The organism is Paracoccus sp. pheM1 (assembly GCF_018499825.1).
Lineage (GTDB): Bacteria > Pseudomonadota > Alphaproteobacteria > Rhodobacterales > Rhodobacteraceae > Paracoccus > Paracoccus versutus.
This window is the reverse complement of sequence record NZ_JAGXCX010000002.1, coordinates 1,236,304-1,253,334: the sequence shown is the minus strand read 5'-3', so window position 1 is coordinate 1,253,334 and position 17,031 is coordinate 1,236,304. Positions and strand designations below refer to the sequence as shown.

The 17,031-nt window shown below is 70.0% G+C and carries 23 protein-coding genes; 14 read left to right on the top strand and 9 right to left on the bottom strand.

Annotated features, from left to right (window positions below):
• Positions 1-304: 304 nt before the first annotated feature.
• The gene (locus tag KF941_RS28425; protein ID WP_255469536.1) at positions 305-430 is read right to left on the bottom strand and encodes a hypothetical protein; all 126 of its coding nucleotides are present in this window, start codon (positions 428-430) and stop codon (positions 305-307) included.
• Between the two features lie 200 nt (positions 431-630).
• Here KF941_RS28425 and KF941_RS20300 point away from each other — a divergent pair, with 200 nt between their 5' ends.
• The 4 genes from KF941_RS20300 (at position 631) to KF941_RS20285 (ending at position 2,932) form a co-directional block, all read left to right on the top strand.
• Positions 631-828: a hypothetical protein gene (locus KF941_RS20300; protein WP_036754845.1), complete on the top strand. Its 198-nt coding sequence runs from the start codon at positions 631-633 to the stop codon at positions 826-828.
• Between the two features lie 26 nt (positions 829-854).
• Positions 855-1,106 carry a hypothetical protein gene (locus tag KF941_RS20295; RefSeq protein ID WP_214274352.1) on the top strand — a complete coding sequence of 84 codons (252 nt, stop codon included), beginning with the start codon at positions 855-857 and terminating at the stop codon, positions 1,104-1,106.
• A gap of 105 nt (positions 1,107-1,211) precedes the next feature.
• Positions 1,212-2,342, top strand: a complete 1,131-nt coding sequence (locus KF941_RS20290) for a carboxylate-amine ligase (RefSeq protein ID WP_214274351.1) — start codon at positions 1,212-1,214, stop codon at positions 2,340-2,342.
• 92 nt (positions 2,343-2,434) lie between these two features.
• A complete protein-coding gene (locus KF941_RS20285) occupies positions 2,435-2,932 on the top strand; it encodes a superoxide dismutase family protein (RefSeq protein ID WP_036754830.1) in 498 nt (165 codons plus the stop codon).
• A 16-nt stretch (positions 2,933-2,948) separates the two neighbouring features.
• Here KF941_RS20285 and KF941_RS20280 read toward each other — a convergent pair whose 3' ends face one another.
• Positions 2,949-4,043: a PAS domain-containing sensor histidine kinase gene (locus KF941_RS20280; protein WP_214274350.1), complete on the bottom strand. Its 1,095-nt coding sequence runs from the start codon at positions 4,041-4,043 to the stop codon at positions 2,949-2,951.
• Positions 4,044-4,357: 314 nt separating this feature from the next.
• On the opposite strand from KF941_RS20280, the gene KF941_RS20275 reads away from it, so the two are divergent.
• The 3 genes from KF941_RS20275 to KF941_RS20265 all read left to right on the top strand — a co-directional run bounded on the left by KF941_RS20275 (position 4,358) and on the right by KF941_RS20265 (position 6,820).
• Entirely contained in the window at positions 4,358-4,969 is a 612-nt protein-coding gene (locus KF941_RS20275; protein WP_116220528.1) for a cysteine hydrolase, read from the top strand.
• A gap of 149 nt (positions 4,970-5,118) precedes the next feature.
• Positions 5,119-5,685 (top strand): hypothetical protein, encoded by a 567-nt coding sequence (locus KF941_RS20270; RefSeq protein ID WP_214274349.1) that lies wholly within the window; start codon positions 5,119-5,121, stop codon positions 5,683-5,685.
• Between the two features lie 229 nt (positions 5,686-5,914).
• Positions 5,915-6,820: a hypothetical protein gene (locus KF941_RS20265; protein WP_214274348.1), complete on the top strand. Its 906-nt coding sequence runs from the start codon at positions 5,915-5,917 to the stop codon at positions 6,818-6,820.
• Positions 6,821-7,176: 356 nt separating this feature from the next.
• On the opposite strand, the gene KF941_RS20260 is transcribed toward KF941_RS20265, so the two are convergent.
• Positions 7,177-7,674, bottom strand: a complete 498-nt coding sequence (locus KF941_RS20260) for a ferritin-like domain-containing protein (RefSeq protein WP_036761186.1) — start codon at positions 7,672-7,674, stop codon at positions 7,177-7,179.
• Positions 7,675-7,795: 121 nt separating this feature from the next.
• Between KF941_RS20260 and KF941_RS20255 the strand changes: the two genes are divergently transcribed.
• The 3 genes from KF941_RS20255 to KF941_RS20245 are packed head-to-tail and all read left to right on the top strand — an operon-like array spanning position 7,796 to position 9,614.
• The gene (locus KF941_RS20255; protein WP_240540500.1) at positions 7,796-8,509 is read left to right on the top strand and encodes a hypothetical protein; all 714 of its coding nucleotides are present in this window, start codon (positions 7,796-7,798) and stop codon (positions 8,507-8,509) included.
• On the top strand, positions 8,506-9,363 hold the full coding sequence (locus KF941_RS20250) for a glucose 1-dehydrogenase (RefSeq protein WP_214274347.1): 858 nt from the start codon (positions 8,506-8,508) through the stop codon (positions 9,361-9,363). Before KF941_RS20255 ends, KF941_RS20250 begins: the two co-directional genes overlap by 4 nt.
• A gap of 14 nt (positions 9,364-9,377) precedes the next feature.
• Positions 9,378-9,614, top strand: coding sequence for a hypothetical protein (locus KF941_RS20245; RefSeq protein ID WP_116220524.1), 237 nt, complete (start codon positions 9,378-9,380; stop codon positions 9,612-9,614).
• A gap of 77 nt (positions 9,615-9,691) precedes the next feature.
• Here KF941_RS20245 and KF941_RS20240 read toward each other — a convergent pair whose 3' ends face one another.
• The 3 genes from KF941_RS20240 to KF941_RS20230 form a co-directional block, all read right to left on the bottom strand.
• Complete coding sequence (locus tag KF941_RS20240) at positions 9,692-9,886, bottom strand: DUF3008 family protein (protein ID WP_116220523.1); 195 nt, start codon at positions 9,884-9,886, stop codon at positions 9,692-9,694.
• 61 nt (positions 9,887-9,947) lie between these two features.
• Positions 9,948-10,154 (bottom strand): hypothetical protein, encoded by a 207-nt coding sequence (locus KF941_RS20235; RefSeq protein WP_036761175.1) that lies wholly within the window; start codon positions 10,152-10,154, stop codon positions 9,948-9,950.
• Positions 10,155-10,220: 66 nt separating this feature from the next.
• Positions 10,221-10,517 carry a PRC-barrel domain-containing protein gene (locus KF941_RS20230; protein WP_114537598.1) on the bottom strand — a complete coding sequence of 99 codons (297 nt, stop codon included), beginning with the start codon at positions 10,515-10,517 and terminating at the stop codon, positions 10,221-10,223.
• A 154-nt stretch (positions 10,518-10,671) separates the two neighbouring features.
• Between KF941_RS20230 and KF941_RS20225 the strand changes: the two genes are divergently transcribed.
• The 4 genes from KF941_RS20225 to KF941_RS20210 all read left to right on the top strand — a co-directional run bounded on the left by KF941_RS20225 (position 10,672) and on the right by KF941_RS20210 (position 13,550).
• Entirely contained in the window at positions 10,672-11,577 is a 906-nt protein-coding gene (locus tag KF941_RS20225; protein WP_214274346.1) for a photosystem reaction center protein H, read from the top strand.
• 70 nt (positions 11,578-11,647) lie between these two features.
• A complete protein-coding gene (locus KF941_RS20220) occupies positions 11,648-12,175 on the top strand; it encodes a hypothetical protein (protein WP_214274345.1) in 528 nt (175 codons plus the stop codon).
• Positions 12,176-12,185: 10 nt separating this feature from the next.
• Positions 12,186-12,638 carry a YetF domain-containing protein gene (locus tag KF941_RS20215; RefSeq protein WP_072462492.1) on the top strand — a complete coding sequence of 151 codons (453 nt, stop codon included), beginning with the start codon at positions 12,186-12,188 and terminating at the stop codon, positions 12,636-12,638.
• Between the two features lie 75 nt (positions 12,639-12,713).
• A complete protein-coding gene (locus tag KF941_RS20210) occupies positions 12,714-13,550 on the top strand; it encodes a Ku protein (protein WP_214274344.1) in 837 nt (278 codons plus the stop codon).
• Positions 13,551-13,561: 11 nt separating this feature from the next.
• Here the strand turns inward: KF941_RS20210 and KF941_RS20205 are convergent, their stop codons facing one another.
• From KF941_RS20205 to KF941_RS20195, 3 genes are read right to left on the bottom strand one after another with little or no spacing between them, the layout of a single operon-like run.
• Complete coding sequence (locus KF941_RS20205; RefSeq protein ID WP_114537603.1) at positions 13,562-14,272, bottom strand: sulfite exporter TauE/SafE family protein; 711 nt, start codon at positions 14,270-14,272, stop codon at positions 13,562-13,564.
• A complete protein-coding gene (locus KF941_RS20200; RefSeq protein ID WP_036760855.1) occupies positions 14,269-15,666 on the bottom strand; it encodes an amidohydrolase family protein in 1,398 nt (465 codons plus the stop codon). Before KF941_RS20200 ends, KF941_RS20205 begins: the two co-directional genes overlap by 4 nt.
• A complete protein-coding gene (locus KF941_RS20195; protein WP_214274343.1) occupies positions 15,666-17,003 on the bottom strand; it encodes a uracil-xanthine permease family protein in 1,338 nt (445 codons plus the stop codon). Before KF941_RS20195 ends, KF941_RS20200 begins: the two co-directional genes overlap by 1 nt.
• Positions 17,004-17,031 lie beyond the last annotated feature (28 nt).

The window sequence follows — 17,031 nt, the reverse complement described above, 5'->3', positions numbered from 1 at the left end:
CCGCCGGAAATCCCCCCATAGGCCCCGCGCCCATAATCGCCATAGCCGGGTCGTGGTCGTCGTCGCGGCCATGGGCGCCGCGCCAATCCTCGTGATCGGAATGGTCCCGTCGCGGCGGTTGCGCTCTTTGTCGCTCAAACGATCTGCCTTGTCATCCTCCTGTCTCGCGGATCGCCCGGCGCCGTCCTCGACGGCGGGGAGGCGCATAACCAGACCCATGGCGGTTTCGGAGGAACGTGGCCCCTGCGGGCCTGCAACCCCAGCCTGCCGCAATACCTGGGCATCGCCGCAGGCAGGCGCCCCGCTAGAATCGGGGCGGTCCGACCCACAGCCCCATGGACTGCATGGTCAGCACCGACGCGGCCGCGATGCTGGCGCTGGCGATGACGCCGAACACCAGGGCAGAGGCGAAAACGGTTTCATGTGGCATGCTCAACTCCTCATGTCCTGAGCGGTGCCCTCGGGCGTGCTTGCAGAGTCAACGCGCAAGCGCAAACCCCTGGGCGGAAAATGGCCGTCCTGCCCAATCCGGCGGCGCTTGCGGCGGCGGCCCGGCCGGCCTGGAACATTGTCCGGGCTTGGCGGTTGTCCGCCTTCTTTCCCGGAAATCCTTCAGCAAGGAACACCGACATGACCGACAAGCAACCCAAGCCCAGCCAGCCCTCGGACGCGGACCTGCGGCACGATCCGGGCATCGGCCGCTCCAAGGGCGCCGGTCGCAAGGACCCCGAGATCGGCGGCGAGAACACCTTCGAAGGCGACGTGCTGAACGACACCACCCCGCAGGGCGGCATAGACCCCCGCCAGCGCGGCCGCGAGAACAAATAGCCAGCCGGAGGAAAAGGAGACCGGACATGATCGGCAAGAAGACCCGCCAGCAGCAGCGGCAGATCATCGAAAAGCGCGTGGATACCAGCAACGCCGGCAAGGATTTCGACCCCCGCCCCTATCTGGACGCGGCCAAGCACCCGCACCAGGAGATCGCCGAGTCCCCCAAGCCGCGGGCCGAGGCCAAGGAGGACGGCGATCCCACGCCCAGGGGCGAAAACCAGGAAAGCCGGCATCGCAAGCACAGCGGCACGCCAGAGGACCAGGCCGAGGGCTGAAAGCCCCCTGCCCTGCAAGACCCATCCGCCGGCATCGGTGGCGGGAACAACCGCCGCCCGCTTGGGGTTCGGCCTGAAGGCGGCATCTGACGAAAGGGACAGCACATGGCCGACGAGCCCGAATTCTCGCTGGGCGTCGAAGAGGAATACCTGCTGGTCGATGTTGAAACCGGCGACGTGCGCGAGGCGCCCGATGCGCTGATGGCCGCCTGCAAGGCCGAGTTGGCCGACCAGGTCGGCCCCGAGTTCCTGCGCTGCCAGATCGAGATCGGCACCCCCGTCGCCGCCAATGTGCGCGAGGCGCGCGATCATCTGGCCCGGCTGCGCGGCAGCATCGCCCGCCATGCCGCCGAATTCGGCCTGGCGCCGATTTCCGTCGCCTGCCATCCGGTCGCGGACTGGCGCAGCCAGGACCATACCGACAAGGACCGCTACAACCAGCTTTCGCAAGAAATGGGCGGGGTGTCCCGGCGCATGCTGATCTGCGGCATGCATGTCCATGTCGGCGTCCCCGACCAGGACATGCGCATCGACCTGATGAACCAGTTCTCGTGGTTCCTGCCGCATCTGCTGGCGCTTTCGGCCTCGAGCCCGTTCTGGCTGGGCGAGGATACGCTGCTCGCCTCGTATCGCACCACGGTCTTTGCCGGCTATCCCCGCACCGGCCTGCCGCCGCGGCTGGGCAGCTGGGCCGAATACGACCGCTCGGTCGCGGCGCTGACCGAGACCGGGATCATCGGCGATGCCAGCAAGATCTGGTGGGATCTGCGCCCCTCGGCGCGCTTTCCCACGCTCGAAACCCGGATCTGCGACGCCTGCCCCCGGCTGGATGACACGATCACCCTGGTCGCGCTGGTGCAGGCGACGCTGCGCATGTTGTGGCGGCTGTCGCGGCAGAACCTGCGCTGGCGGCAATACGATAACTTCCTGCTGGGCGAGAACCGCTGGCGCGCGACCCGCTATGGGTTGACCGAGGGACTGATCGACTTCGGCACCCGCCGCATCCTTCCCTTCGACGAGATCGCCGAGGGCTGGCTTGCCGCCATCGCCGAGGATGCCGATGCGCTGGACAGCCAGCCCGCGGTAGCCGGGCTGCGCGACATGATCGCCCGCGGCAGCGCGGCCGAGCGGCAGCGGGCGCTGTTCGCCTCGGCCATGGCCGCCGGGGCCACGCCGCAGGAAGCCTTTCGCAGCATCGTCGCCTGGCTGGTCGAAGAGTTCCGCCGCGGCCTGTGATCCGGCCTGGCGGCGGATTTCCCCGGCTCGCGGGAACAAAGCCCGCAGGCCGGGGGTTCCCCCGCCGACATGCAGCACTGGGAGAAACAGCAATGCCCAAATATCTTCTGGCCCTCGGCCTCGCCCTGATGCCGCTTTCGGCCCATGCCCAGGATGCCAAGGCGGTTTTCCTTGACACCGAGGGACAAGAGGCCGGAACCGCGGCGCTGACGGCGACGCCGACCGGCGTGCTGATCGAGGTCGAGGCGACCGGGCTGCCGGCCAGCCAATGGGTCGCCTTCCACGTCCACGAAACCGGCAGCTGCGACCACGCCACCGGCCATGAATCGGCGGGCGGCCACTTCAACCCATCGCAGGCCCCGCATGGCGTGCTGGCCGAGGGCGGCCCCCATGCCGGCGACATGCCCAACATCTGGGTCGATGCCGAGGGCACCGCGCGGGCGCAGGTCTTCAACCCGCTGGTGACGCTGGCCGAGGGCGACAATGCGATCAAGGGCCGGGCGCTGATGATCCATGCCGGCCCCGACGACTACCAGACCCAGCCCACCGGCGGCGCCGGCGACCGGCTGGCCTGCGCGGTGATCGAATAGGCCAGCGGCGCCGGGATCAGCTCGGCGCACCCTCGCCCTCGCCCGCGCCCAGGTGGCTCATGCGGCTGTGCAATTCGCAGCGCAGGCCCTCGGGCTCGTGGCGGATCACGCTTTCGCCCATGAAGTCCTGGGCCAGCGCCTCCTCGATGATGAGCGAGCCGAAGCCCTTGCCGGCATGGGAGGCGACGGGCGGGCCGCCCGATTCCGCCCAGAGCAACCGGAACGGGTCGTCGCTGCCCGGCCGCCCGCCGGTCCAGCCCAGGTCCACCGCGCCCTGCGGGACCGACAGCGCGCCGTATTTCAGCGCGTTGGTCGCCAGTTCGTTGATGGCCAGCGCCAGGGTCAGCGCCTGCCTGGCCGACAGCCGCACCGGCGGGCCGGCGATGCGGAAGCGCCGCTGCCCGGTGCGAAACGGCGTCAGCGCCTGCCGGACCACCTGGCCGATTTCGGCATCCAGCGCGCTGGAATCGGTCAGCAGCGTCTGCGCCTGGGCCAGGGCGCCGATGCGCTGGCGCAGGATCTCGCGCGCCTCGGGGCCGTCATGGCTCAGCAGCGTCTGGTTGACGATGGCCGAGACCACGGTCAGCGTGTTCTTGATCCGGTGGCCCAGCTCGCCGTTCACCAGCCGCAGCTGGCGGGTGGCCTCGACCTTGCCGGTGGTCTCGATCACCGTGTCGATCATGCCGCGCACCACTCCGTTCTCGTCGCGGATCGGGCTGTAGCAAAAGGTGAAATGGCATTGCTCGGGATAGCCGTAGCGGTCGATGACCAGCGGGAAGTCCTCGATGAAGGTCGCCTCGCCGGCATAGGCGCGCTCGGCGAGGGGGCCGATCTCCTCCCAAGCCTCGCTCCAGACCTCGGCGAAGGACCGGCCCAGCACATTGCCCTTGTCGCCCAGGATCGGGCGAAAGGCGTCGTTGTGCAGGGTGATCAGCCCCGGACCCCAGACGATGCATTTCGGGAATTTCGAGTTCAGCGCCATCCCCAGCGCGATCTTCAGCGCCGAGGGCCAGCCGTCGGGCGGGCCAAGCGCGTTGCCGGACCAGTCATGGTCGCGGATCGCCCTGCCCATCTCGCCGCCGCCATCCAGAAAATGCACCGATCCGTCCATCGCCCCTCCGTCGCGCTGCTGCCGCCCCATCCGGTATGCCCGTCCCCGTCCGACGCAAAATAGCGCAACGCGGGACATTGTCCGGCGGTTTCCCATCCTGGCACGCGGCGCCGGGGAAAATGACCGGCGCCGGCTCGTGCCGGCCGCGATCGCGGCCCGCCGCACGAAATCATGCGCCACCCAACCGGCCGGGCGCGGGAATGTTCCCGGAAAAATTCGCCCGCCCCAGGCCCTGGCGCGGAACGATTCGCGGAACGATTCCGGCGCTGCCCGGTTCTGCATGGAACGTCCCGATCATCAAGAACCCCGGCGCCATGGCAGAAACCCTTCGCTTCGGCCGCCTTCCGGCGGCGACGGTTCATCTTTGCGTCGACATGCAGCGGCTGTTCGGGCCCGGCTCTGCCTGGGCGGTGCCGTGGATCGAGCAGGTTCGGCCGGCGGTTGCGACGCTGGTCGAGGCGCGGCCGCAGCACACCGTCTTCACCCGCTTCATCCCGCCCGAGCGGCTCGGGGCGGCGCCCGGCGCCTGGGCGCGCTATTACGCGCAATGGCCCGAGATGCTGCGCGAGCGGCTGGACCGGACATGGCTCGAGCTGCTGCCTGAACTGGCGCGGCATGTGCCGCCGGCCCGGGTGGTCGACAAGCCGGTCTATTCGCCCTGGCACGACGGGCGGCTGCACCGCTGGCTGCGCCGCGCCGGGATCACCACGCTGGTGATCACCGGCGGCGAGACCGACGTCTGCGTGCTCGGCACGGTGATGGGCGCGGTCGACCTGGGCTACCGGGTGGTGCTGGTGGGCGATGCGGTCTGTTCCTCGACCGACCAGGGCCATGACGCGGCGATGACGCTCTACCGCACGCGGTTCTCGCAGCAGGTCGAGACCGCGCCGCTGGGCGAGGTTCTGGACGCCTGGGCCGCGGCCTAGGGGAACAAGCCGGGGGCGGCGGGTGTTTCCTTTCCATGACCGTCCCCAAGCACGCCGGAGGGGGATCCCGCGGAAGGCCGCCCGACGGGGCGGCCGCGCCAATGGGGCCCGTCTGGAGACCCGTCCGACACCAGCACAGGAGCTTTGCAATGTCCGCACCACGCACCGACCTGGAAAGGCAAAGACGCCGCCACCTCGTCCCGATCATCGGCATCCTCGCGGCCGTGCTGATCGCGCTGGCGGGGTTTCTCTGGTGGTTCAACGACGAGACCAGCGATCCCGAGATCCCCGGCCAGGTGCCGGGTCCGGTGGACGAGATCGCCGACCCCCCCGCCTCGGGCGCCCCCGCCACCGGGGTCGAGACCGCACCCGCCACCACACCCGCCGACGCGGCGCCTGCTGCCGACGAGACCGCGCCCACCAGCAGCACGCCCGAGGCCGCGCCTGCCGATACCGCCCCCGCCGAGCCTGCCCCCGCCGACAGCACCCCTGCTGACGCGGCGCCCACGGATACCACTCCTGCCGAGACCGCGCCCGCCGCCGACGCCCCCTCCGGCGAGACCGCACCTGCCGACGCGGGGTCTGCTGACGTCGCGCCCGACGAGACCGCGCCGAGCGATACCGCGCCGGCCGGGACTGCCCCCGCCGACGCCGCATCCCCGGACAGCGCCCCCGCCGGAACGGCCCCGGCCGATCCCGGCCAGCCGTCGCAATGAGCGCCTCGGGCGGCACCGCCCGGCCGCCCGAGCCCCCAAGCAGCATGGGAAGCCCCGCGATGCCCGACCGCAAGACCCCCGCCAGCCTCCCGCCCGCCGGGACCGGGCGTTTCCCTCGCAAGACCGACATGCCCCCGGCATCGCGGGAAGGGGAAAGCGCCGTCTTCCGGTTCTGGCGGCTGGCGTTTGGGCGCCTTTCGTCGCCGGCCGGGGCCTGAGGATCCGGGTCATGCCGAACCGGAAAACCCTTTCCTGCATCTCGCCCGCGGGGGTGCGGCATTTCTACCGCAGCGCCGACCTGCACGGGCTGCGGCTGGCGCTGTGGGAGGACGGCGCGGCCGGGGCGGGATCGGTGGCGGATTACCTGCGCCAGGCCGGCGCCTCGGTCGAGGTGCTGGTGGAGGATGCGCCCCGGACCCATACGCAAACCTGCGCGCCAACCCATGCTTCGGCCCATGCTTCGGCCCACCCGCCAACCCATGCGTCGGTTCACGCGCCGGTCCTGCCGCCGATGCTGGCGCGCCACCGGCTGGCCGCGCCTTGGGCCGGAGACGGGGCCGGAGATGGGGCCGGAGACGGGGCCGGAGACGGGGCCGGAGATGGGGCTGGGGACGGGGCTGGGGACGGAGAGGGTGACGGGCCGGCGGAGATCCGCTTCAGCGGCAGCCTTGCGGCCGCGCTGGTCCGGCCCGGACCGATGCAGGTCGACGCGGCGGTGCTGAACCTGCGCGACCCGGCGCCGCTGGCGCAGAGCCTGCAGGCCGCCGGCATCCCCTTCGTCATCTTCGCCCAGGCGCCGGGGCCCGGCCTGGGCCTCTACCCGCATGGCCATTGCGTGCCGAGCCACGAGGGCCCCGAGGCGCTCGCCTCGGCCATCCTGCTGCACAGCGCAATCTACCGGGCCGGGCTGTGCTGCACGCCCGAGATGACGGTGACGGAGATGCTGCCGCGGCTGCGGGCGCTGGCGCGCTATCTGGTGCAGGACGCGGCGCTGGCGGATGCGCTGGTCGAGGATGCGCTGGAACAGGCGCTGGCGCTTCTGCCGCATCTCGGCCGCGAGCGCGAGTTGGGCGCGCTGCTGGTCACGCTGGTCGAGCGGATCTGGCAGCGGCAGAAGATGTCGCGCCCGACCTGAAGGGTTGGAGGCGCAGGCCCGGCAGCACCAGCAAAAGCGCAGCCGGCAGCAGGGCCAGGAGCGCGGCGCTTGCGGACGCGCTGGTAAGGGAGGCGCTGGGATAGGCGGCTTTTGCCGGATCTGGGCCGGGAACGCGGCGAGGCCCAGCCGCTGCAGCAGCGGCCTCGACTCCGGATCGTGGGGCAGCCGGGACGCGGCCTTCAGCTCGGCGAAGCGGCCCCTCCGCCGCTGCACGCGGCCACCTCACCGATGCCGAACGAGGCCGGGCCACGACGGGGCACCGAGGCACGCCTTCAGGCCCCGAAAAGCCCCGACAGTCCCCCGCCGCACGGGGGGGCAAGCCGGGGAACCCGCGCTCAGGCCGGTTCGGCCGCTTCGCGGTTGGCCTCGCTTTCGGCGATCTCGGTCAGCAGCTCGTCGGTCGCCGATTCCTCCTCCAGCGTCTGGCCCAGAAGCGCCGCGGCCTCCTTCAGGCCCAGCTGTTTGGCCCATTGCCGCAAGGTGCCGTAGCGGGCGATCTCGTAATGCTCGACCGCCTGCGCAGCCGCCACAAGCCCGGCATCCAGCGCCGGGGCGCCCTTGAAGGCGGCCATCACCTCCTCGCCCTCCTCGATGATGCCGTCGATGGCCGGGCAGGTCTTGCCGCGCGCCGCCTTGCCCAGGATCTCGAACACCTGCTGGAGGCGCTCGACATGGATCTCGGTCTCCTCGCGATGCTTCTCGAAGGCCTTGCGCAGCCGGTCGGACTGCGCGCCCCGCGCCATCTTGGGCAGCGCCTTCAGGATCTGGCGCTCGGCATAATAGATGTCCTTCAGCGTGTCGTGGAACAGGTCGTCAAGAACCTTGTGGGCCATCTCTCAGGTCTCCTGCGTTGAAAAAATCCAATCGGGACGCCCTGAACCAGAACCGGCGGAAAATGTTCCCAAGGAACAAACGCCCCGGCCGCTGGTTGCCCGTCAAAGAAGGAGGAAACCCATGGCCCGTCCCATCCCCATGGCCCGATTCACCCTGGCATGGCCCCTGGCCGGCGCAGGCGCGGCGCTGCTGTCGATCCCGGTCCTGGCGGCGCTTTCGGCCGGGCGTGGCCTGCCGCCCTGGATGCCGCTGAACGCCACCACCCATGCGCTGCACGGGGCCGAGGCCGCCCGGACCACCGCCCTGGACCTGGCCCATACCGGCCTGGGCACCGCCATCCATGTCGCCTCGTGCTTCTTTTGGGCGGGGGTGGCGGTGCTGCTGGTCCGCCGGGCGGCACGGGGCGGGCCATGGCTGGCCTGGCTGGCGGGGCTGGCCACCGCCGCCATGGCCGGGCTGATCGATTATGGCCTGCTGCCCGCCCGGCTGCGTCCGGGATGGGAGCTGGTGCTGCCGCCCTGGGCCGTCCTGGCCGGGCTTGCCGCCCTGGGCGTCGGGCTGTCGCTGGGATTGCTGGCCGCATGGGCCATCGGCCGGCGCGCGCCGGGAACATCGCCGGCGCTGGATCGTTATCCCCCCGTCCCCGGCGCGGCCGAGCCGCCGCAGGCGCCGGTCTCGGCCGTCGAGCGGCTGCGCCATCCCGCGCCGCATGTGCTGGACCAGCGCCAGCAGCGCATGGACCCGGCCGGCACCGTCACCGAGGATCCGAACCGCCAGGGCGACGGCAACAAGCAGCCCGGCGTCCCCCATCCCGATGAAAGGCCCGACAGATGAGCGATTATCCCAAGCCGCCCTTTCCGAAACAGCAGCAATCCCTGCCCGGCAGCTTTCGAAACATGGATCCGCGCCCCGACCATGGCGAGGAAAGCTGGAAGGGCGCGGGCCGGCTGGAGGGCAAGGTGGCGCTGATCACCGGCGGCGACAGCGGCATCGGCCGCGCCGTCGCCATCGCCTATGCCCGCGAGGGCGCCGACCTGGCGCTGTCCTGGCTGAACGAGACCGAGGACGCCGCCAGCACCGCCGATCTGGTGCGCGAGGCCGGGCGCGACTGCCTGTCCATCCCCGGCGACATCGCCGACCCGGACCATTGCCGCAAGATCGTCGCCGACGTGGTCGAGCGCTTCGGCCGCATCGACATCCTGGTCAACAACGCCGCGCACCAGGCGCTGTTCGACAGCATCGAAGAGATCGCGGACGAGGAATGGCGCCGCACCTTCGCGGTCAACATCGACGCGATCTTCTACCTGACCAAGGCGGCGGTGCCGCATATGCCCAGGGGCTCGGCGATCATCAACACCGCCTCGATCAACGCCGACAAGCCCAATCCCAAGCTACTGGCCTATGCCACGACCAAGGGCGCGATCCAGAACTTCACCACCGGGCTGGCGCAGATGCTGGCCGAACGCGGCATCCGGGTGAATGCCGTGGCGCCCGGCCCGGTCTGGACGCCGCTGATCCCAGCCAGCATGCCGCCCGAGGACGTGGCCGAGTTCGGCGCCAACTACCCGATGAAGCGTCCCGCCCAGCCGGTCGAGCTGGCCTCGGCCTATGTCATGCTGGCCGAGCCGATGTCGAGCTATGTCTCGGGTGCGACCATCGCCGTCACCGGCGGCAAACCGATGATCTGAGAAGGGAGTCGACCATGAACAACCGCCATCTTGCGTTCCTCTGCGGCCTGGCCGCCGGTTTCGCGCTCAAGGGCGCCTGCGATGCGCTGGCCCGGCCCGCCACCGGACCCCGCCACCGCAGCCGCCGGCGCCAGGACGAGATCCGCCCCGCCGGCCGGCGGCAGATGGAAAACCCGCCGCGCAACTGGGACATCGTGGACGAGCAAAGCGACGAATCCTTCCCGGCCAGCGACCCGCCGGGAAACTACTGAACGAAAAGGGGCGGGGACCGCGGTCCCTGCCCCCTTTCCGGCACCTGTCGGTCCCGGTTCAACCCTTGTGTTCGGGGTCAGCCCTTGTGTTCGGGCTTGTGTTCGGGCTTGCCCTTGCGCTTGGTGGCGGCCAGTTCCTCAAGCTCGCTTTCGCTCATCGAATCGTGCATCTGCTTCGAGGGGCCGCGCAATTCGTCCTTGCTCGTCTCGCCGCGCTTGGCGGCCAGCGCCGCGCCGGCCGCCTTTTGCTGCGCCTTGGATTTGGCTGGCATGGTCTCGATCCTCCTGGTTAGGCCTCCTGGTTAGGCACCCGGTTCCGGCCAGGGCGCGGCGTCATTCGCCGCCATTGGTGGCGCGGTCGTTCTGCCGGGCCTTGCGGTCGCCCGCCTCGCGGTTCTCCCCGCCGGCATTGGGTTCGTTCGAACGCTGCATCTGCTTGGGGTTCAGCACCGGATCGGCATTGCCCATCTTCAGCTGCTGCGCCCTTTGCTGGACATTGAACTTCTCGTTTTCGGCTTTGGGATCGAATTTCTCGCCCATGGCGAAGTCCTCCTTGTCAGGGGCTGGTCAGGGCTGGCCGGAGCGGATCGCGGCCGGCCGCGGGGGTCAGTCCCGATGCTCGGGCATCTGCTTCAGCTCGTCCTTGGTCCAGCGCGAGACGGCGTGGACGCTGTTGCTGCCGTCGCGCATGAAATCCAGCTCGCGGGCGGGAACGGCGACGGGCTTGGAGCCGATGCCCAGGAAGCCGCCGACGTCGATCACCACCACCGCCTCGTTGCCGACGCCATGGACATGCGAGACATGGCCGATCCTTTCGTCGCCGGGGCCATAGATGGTGGCGCCGGTCAGCGCGGCCTCGGTCAGCTCGCTTTCGTTCAGTCGGATATGGGTGCTGTGGTCCATTGGGCCCTCCTCTGCTTTGTCCGGTTGAGGCACCCCCAACCGCCGGAAGGCCGGTCTGTTCCATAACGGTGCCGTGAAGGCTGCGGCGGGAACATTTGCCGCCGGCCACGGTTCAACCGCCCTGCGCAAACACCGCATCCAGAGGAGGAATGAGATGAAACAGCTGTTCGTCACCACCGCCCTTGCCGCCGCGCTGAGCGTGACCGCCGCCCAGGCCCAGGAGACCGAAAGCCAGCCCGTTCCGATGGGCCAGGAAACCGCGCCCGCCGCCGACGAGCCCCTGCCCACCATCACCCCGCCCGACGGCTATGTCGAAGGCGAGGTGGTGCTGACCACCGAGAACCTGCAGGGCGCCACCGTCTACGACGCCAGCGGCGACGAGATCGGCGAGGTGCATGGGCTGGTCTTCGCCAACGGCTCCACCTCGCTGCAAGGCGGCGACGCCGGCGCGGCGATGCAAGGCAGCGATGCCGCCACGACCATGCCTGCGCCGGGTGCCGATACCGAGGTGCCGGATGCCGCCACCGAAACCACGCCGGAACCGCCGCCCGCCGCGGCCGAGACGGGCACCGACACCGGCGACACGACCGGCATGGCCGCCACCGGCGACACCGAGACGACCACCACCGACACCGCCCCCGCCACCGAGGATGCGAACACCTCGGTCGAAAGCGGCACGGCCAGCCCCGAGGCCACCGCGCCGGCCCTCGACACCGATTCCTCGAACGTGGCCAGCGGCACCGACCGCGGCGACAGCGACCGGATCGAGGGGATCGGCTCGGATGCCGGCACCATCACCCCCACCGATGCCACCACGCCCCCGGTGCAGACCGCGCCCGAGGGGGAAGCCCAGCCGATGGGCTCGGCCGAGATCAGCCATGCCATCATCGACGTGGGCGGCTTCCTGGGCATGGGCGAGCATCGCGTCGCCATCCCGGTCGGCGACCTGGTGGTCTATCGCAAGGATACCGACATCCGCATCTATCTGCCCTGGGCCCGCCAGCAGCTCGAGGCCCTGCCCGAGTTCGACGAGGACGGCCCCGCCCCCGTGACCCAGTAAGCGCCGGCAGCCCCGGCCCCGCAGCCGGCCCCGGCTGCGGGCGCCAGCATATCGCCTTGCCAGGACCGCCATGCCGAACCCCCGATCCGACAGCCCCACCCTGCGCGTCCCCTCCCTGCGCGACGACGGCCTGCAACTGGACGAGGACCGCCGCTTCCAGCGCCGGTTCTGGCGCATCCAGCGCATCGCCTGGCTGCTCTTCGGCGCGGTCTGCCTGCTGGCGCTGCTGGGCTTGACGGGAAGCGGCGGCGCGCTGCACAGGGGCGAATTGCGCCTGGACGGCGCGCGGGTCGAATTTCCCCGCATCAGCCGCTGGGAGGGCACCGACGAGGTCTCGATCACCTTCGAACGCCCGGCCGCAATGCATTCCTTTCGCATCGGACAGGATTTCTTCGACCGCTTCTCGGTCGAGCGCATCCAGCCCGAACCGGCGCAAGCCACGCTTTCGGACCGCGGCCAAGGCTTTGCCGTGCCGGCGCAGGGGCCGGGGCCGCACAAGGTGGTCCTGGAGGTGCGGGCGCTGCATTTCGGCTGGACCCGGCTTGACATCGCCATCGGCGCGCAACGCCGCGCCGCCCATATCCTGATCCTGCCCTGAAGGCCAAGCCATGGATTCCGTCATCCGAGGCGTCGCGATCTATCTGGCGCTGCTGGTCATGACCCGGCTGTCGGGACGCCGGACGCTGGCGCAGACCACGCCCTTCGACTTCGTGCTGCTGCTCATCATCGCCGAGACCACGCAGCAGGCGCTGCTGGGCGACGATTTCTCCATCGTGAACGCGGTGGTGCTGATGATCACCCTGGTCACGGTCGACGTGATCCTGTCCTTTGCCAAGATGCGCTCGACCCGGCTGGCGACCTGGCTGGACGGCACCCCCACGGTGCTGATGAGCCGGGGCGAGGTCGACCGCGCCGCGCTGGAGCGTTCGCGCATGGGCATCACCGACATCCTTGAGGCAGCACGCGTCCAGCATGGCCTGGCCAACCTGCAACAGATCGACGCCGCCGTGCTGGAGATCAGCGGCGCGATCAGCATCATCCCCCGCAAGGACCAGGGATAGGCCGCCCGCGCCGCCGGAACCGCCGCCAGGCTGGGGACGTTGGGCCGACGTCGTATTTCACCGGGAAGGCAGGCCATGGCACCGCGGGCGATCTGGAAGGGGATGCTGAAGATCGCCGAGGTCAGCTGCCCGGTCGCGCTTCACGCCGCGGCCTCGACCTCGGAACGCATCGCCTTTCACACGCTGAACCGGGCGACCGGGAACCGGGTGCGCCGGCAGTTCATCGACAGCGACACCGGCAAGCCGGTCGAAAAGGACGACCAGGTCAAGGGCTACGAGGTCGGCGAGGGCGACTACGTCGTCCTGGATCCCGACGAGATCGCCGCGGCCATGCCGGAAAGCGACAAGACCCTGGCCGTCGCGGCTTTCATCGCCTGCAAGGACATCGACGACGTCTATTTCGACCGCCCCTATTACCTGACGCCGGCGGACCGGACGGCCGAGGAAGCCTTTGCCCTGATCCGCGAAGGCATGCGCCGCAAGCAGGCGGCGGCGCTGGCGCGGGCGGTGCTGTTTCGCCGCGTGCGCACGGTGCTGATCCGCGCGCATGGGCCGGGCATGATCGCCTCGACGCTGAATTTCGACTACGAGGTGCGCTCGGCCAGCGAGGCGTTCCGCGACATCTCGGCCGTGAAGATCAAGGGCGAGATGCTGGAGCTGGCCAAGCATATCATCGCCACCAAGATGGGCGCGTTCGACATCGCCGCCTTCGACGACCGTTACGAGGCGGCGCTGGCGGACCTGGTCCGCGCCAAGCTGGAGGGCCGCAAGATCAAGCCCCGCCCGGCGCCCAAGCGCGAGAATGTCGTGGACCTGATGGCGGCGTTGCGCGAAAGCGCGGGCTTGGCCCGGAAAAAGCCGCCCGCCCGCAGGAAGGCGGCGGGGGCGGGCTCGCGGCGCAAGTCCGGCTGAGCCCGCGCGCCCTAACCCTTCAGGACCAGCGCCGCGCCGCTGACGATGGAGAATACCAGCACCGCCAGCCGCAGCGCCGGCCCATTGACATGGGCGTGGACATGCCGCGACAGCAGGCTGCCGACCAGCACCGCCGGGATCAGCGCCAGCGCCGCCAGGATCTGCTGCCCGCCGATCCGCCCGGCGACCAGCAGGATCACCAGCGAGATCGCCTCTCCGACCAGAAAGCAGGTCGCCACGGTCGAGCGCAGCACCGGGCCGGGGGCGTGCTGGTATAGCAGCGCCAGCGGCGGGCCGCCGATGCCCGTCGCCGTCTCGGTCACGCCGGTGAACAGCCCCACCCCCAGCGAGGCCGAGCGGCTGGGGGCGAAGGGCGGCGCCAGCAGGGCCGCGACGGCGGCCAGCACCGTCAGCAGGCCGACGGCGATCTCGAGCTGGCGCACCGACAGCGCGACCAGCACCGCCATGCCCAGGAACGTCCCGAAGAAGCGGCCGAAGGTGATCCACCCGGTGCCCTGCCGGTCGATCATCTGCCGCTCGCGCCATGCGACCAGGAAGTTCAGCGGCAGCATCAGGATAAGCAGGGTGACGGGCAGGTGGCTGGCATCGACGAAGCCGAAGACCGGCGCCATGATCAGGGCAAAGCCGATGCCCACCGCACCCTGGACGAATGCGGATGCGGCGACCAGCAGCGACAGGCCCAGAAAGATGGAAAGGGTCACGCCAGCCTCATGTCGATCAGGCTGTCCGCCGTCGGATGGATGCGTTGGATCGGCGCGGCGGCGATGGCCGGCGCGGCCAGATCCCTGATCTCTTCCATCAGGGCGCGCGCGTCCCAGTCCACCGGCCAGCCCTGCACCATCCTCAGCCGGCCATTGGTAAAGACCGCGTCGATCTGGTCGCGGTTGCCATAGCGCACCAGCTCCCAGCTCAGGTCGTGCGAGGGGGTGAATTCGGGCCGGTCCAGGTCGACCAGCAGGAAGTCGGCCGCCAGCCCCTTGGCGATGCGGCCGGTCACGCCGGCCAGCCCGCCGGCATCGGCGGCCATCCGCGTCGCCGCATCCAGCCACAGCCAGCCACCGCCGCAGGAACTGTCGCCCGAGGCCAGCCCATAGGCCACGCGCTGCATGCTTTCGGCCGCGTCCATCAGCCGGAACCCGTCGGCCCGCGTGCCGTCCGTGCCCAGCCCGAAGCGGATGCCAAGCGCCTGCATCTGCAACGCCGGCGCGACCGCGTTCCCCTTCCAGACCGAGGCGACGGGATTGTAGGCGACGGCGGTGCCGGTATCGCGCAGCAGGTTCAGCTCCGACGGCGTGACCAGCGTCGAATGCGCGATCAGGGTCTGCGGCCCCAGCGCGCCGACATGGGCCAGATGCTCCAGCGGCCGGCGGCCATGCGCCACCAGCGAGCGTTCGACCGCCACCAGATGCTCGTTCACATGGGTCTGGAAGGTCACGCCCGCCTCGGCCGCCATGGCCGAGACCTCGCGCAGCATCTCGTCGCTGGCCACCTCGGGGATCGAGATGGCCAGCGAGGCATGGATCAGCGGATCGCCCTGGCAGGCGGCCAGATGCGCCTGGGCGTTGCGCAGGATCTGGCCGCGATCCGGCACCACCGCCGCGCCGCCCAGGTCGTTGCAGATCTGCGCCACCACCAGCCGCAACCCCACCTCGCGCGAGGCAAGGGCGAGCTTGCCGATATGGCCGGCCGAGCGCGTGCCGGCGTCGATCGCCGTGGTAAAGCCGCCCCGCAGGCATTCCAGCGCCGCCAGCTTCGAGGACAGGTAGACCATGTGTTCGTCCAGGCTGCCCTCCAGCGGCACCCAGATGCGGCGAAAGATCTCGGAGGGTTCGCCGAAGACCAGCGACTTGCCCAGCGATTGCGTCAGGTGGGTATGGGTGTCGATGAAGCCCGGCATCATCAGGTGATCGGGCAGTTCGACCAGCCGCGCCTGGGGATGGCGGGCGCAAAGCGCGGCGGCTTGGCCGACATCGGCAAAGCGGCCGGCGCGCAGCAGCACGGCCATGTCGCGCTGCGGCCCTCCGTCAAGAAGCAGGCGCCCCGGCGCGACGATCGTCTCGTCGGTTCGGGCAAAGGTCTGGCGCAGGTCGGTCATCAGGCATGCTCCGTGGCATCGACAGGTTTGGGGGCGCTGAACTGGAAGAAGGCGTTGACCACGGCCGCGGTGATGGTGCCCATCGCCAGCCCGTTGCCCAGGATCATCTGCGACCATTGCGGGAACTGGCTGTAGACGCCGGGCACCAGGATCGGCATCAGCCCCATGGCCAGCCCCGAGGCCAGCGTGAACATCGCGCCATGTTCGCGCAGGTCGACGCGGCTCAGCACGTGGATGCCGATCACGCCGATGATGGAAAAGACGATGACGGCCGTGCCGCCGACGACCGGGCCGGGCAGGACGCTGGCCAGCCGCGACACCGGCGCCAGCAGCGCGATCAGCACCAGGATCACCCCCGCCATGGCGGTGACATGGCGCGAGCGCACCCCGGTCGCGCGGACGATGCCGATGTTCTCGCCCGAGGTGATGATCAGCGAGGTGCCGAACAGCCCGCCCAGGATCGAGGCCACCGCATCGCCGCGGATGGTGCGCGGCACGATGGCATGGGCGTCGCCCTTGCGGTCCACGATCTCGGCGGTGGCGATGGTCTGGCCGGTCGCCTCGGCCATCGAGATGATCGAGAAGATGACCAGCGGCAGCGAGGCGATCAGGTCGAACTTCGGCATCCCGAACGGAAACAGCTGCGGCACCGCGACCAGCGGTCCCTGCATCACGCCCGACAGGTCGAGCCGGCCCAGCGCCGCCGCCAGCAGCGTCCCCGCGATCAGCCCCAGCATCACCGAGATGCGCTGGAGCGTGCCGGTGAACACGCGCGAGAAGATCACCGTCAGCGCGATGGTCGCCAGCGCCAGCCCGACATTGACCGGATCGGCAAAGCCCTCGCTGCCGGGCTTGCCGGTGATGGTGCCGCCATAGATCTTGACCAGGTTGACCGCCACCAGCAGCAGCATGGTGCCCACCACGATGGGCGGGAAAAAGCGCAGCAGCCGGCGAAAGACCGGCAGCGCCAGGAAATAGAACACCCCGGTCATCAGCACCGCGCCCACCGCCGTCTGCACGTCGGTCTGGCTGGCGATGGCCAGGAAGATCGCGATGGGGGCGCCGCCCGGAACCATGATGAAGGGCAGCCGCGCCCCGAAACCGGCCGGCCCGAAGCTTTGCAGGATCGAGCCCAGCCCGCAGACCAGGAAGGTGGCGCTGATGATCGACACGGTCAGCGCCGGGTCGAAGCCCAGCGTCTGCGCCACCAGAAACACCGCCGTTATCGGCGATGCGGCCATCACCAGCACATGCTGGAAACCATAGAGGATCAGATCCCTCGGCGGCAGAACCCGGTCCACCGGATCGGGCGGCGTAAGCGTCTTTGCATTGGCCATCGTGGCGTTTCCCTGTTGTTGAAGCGGC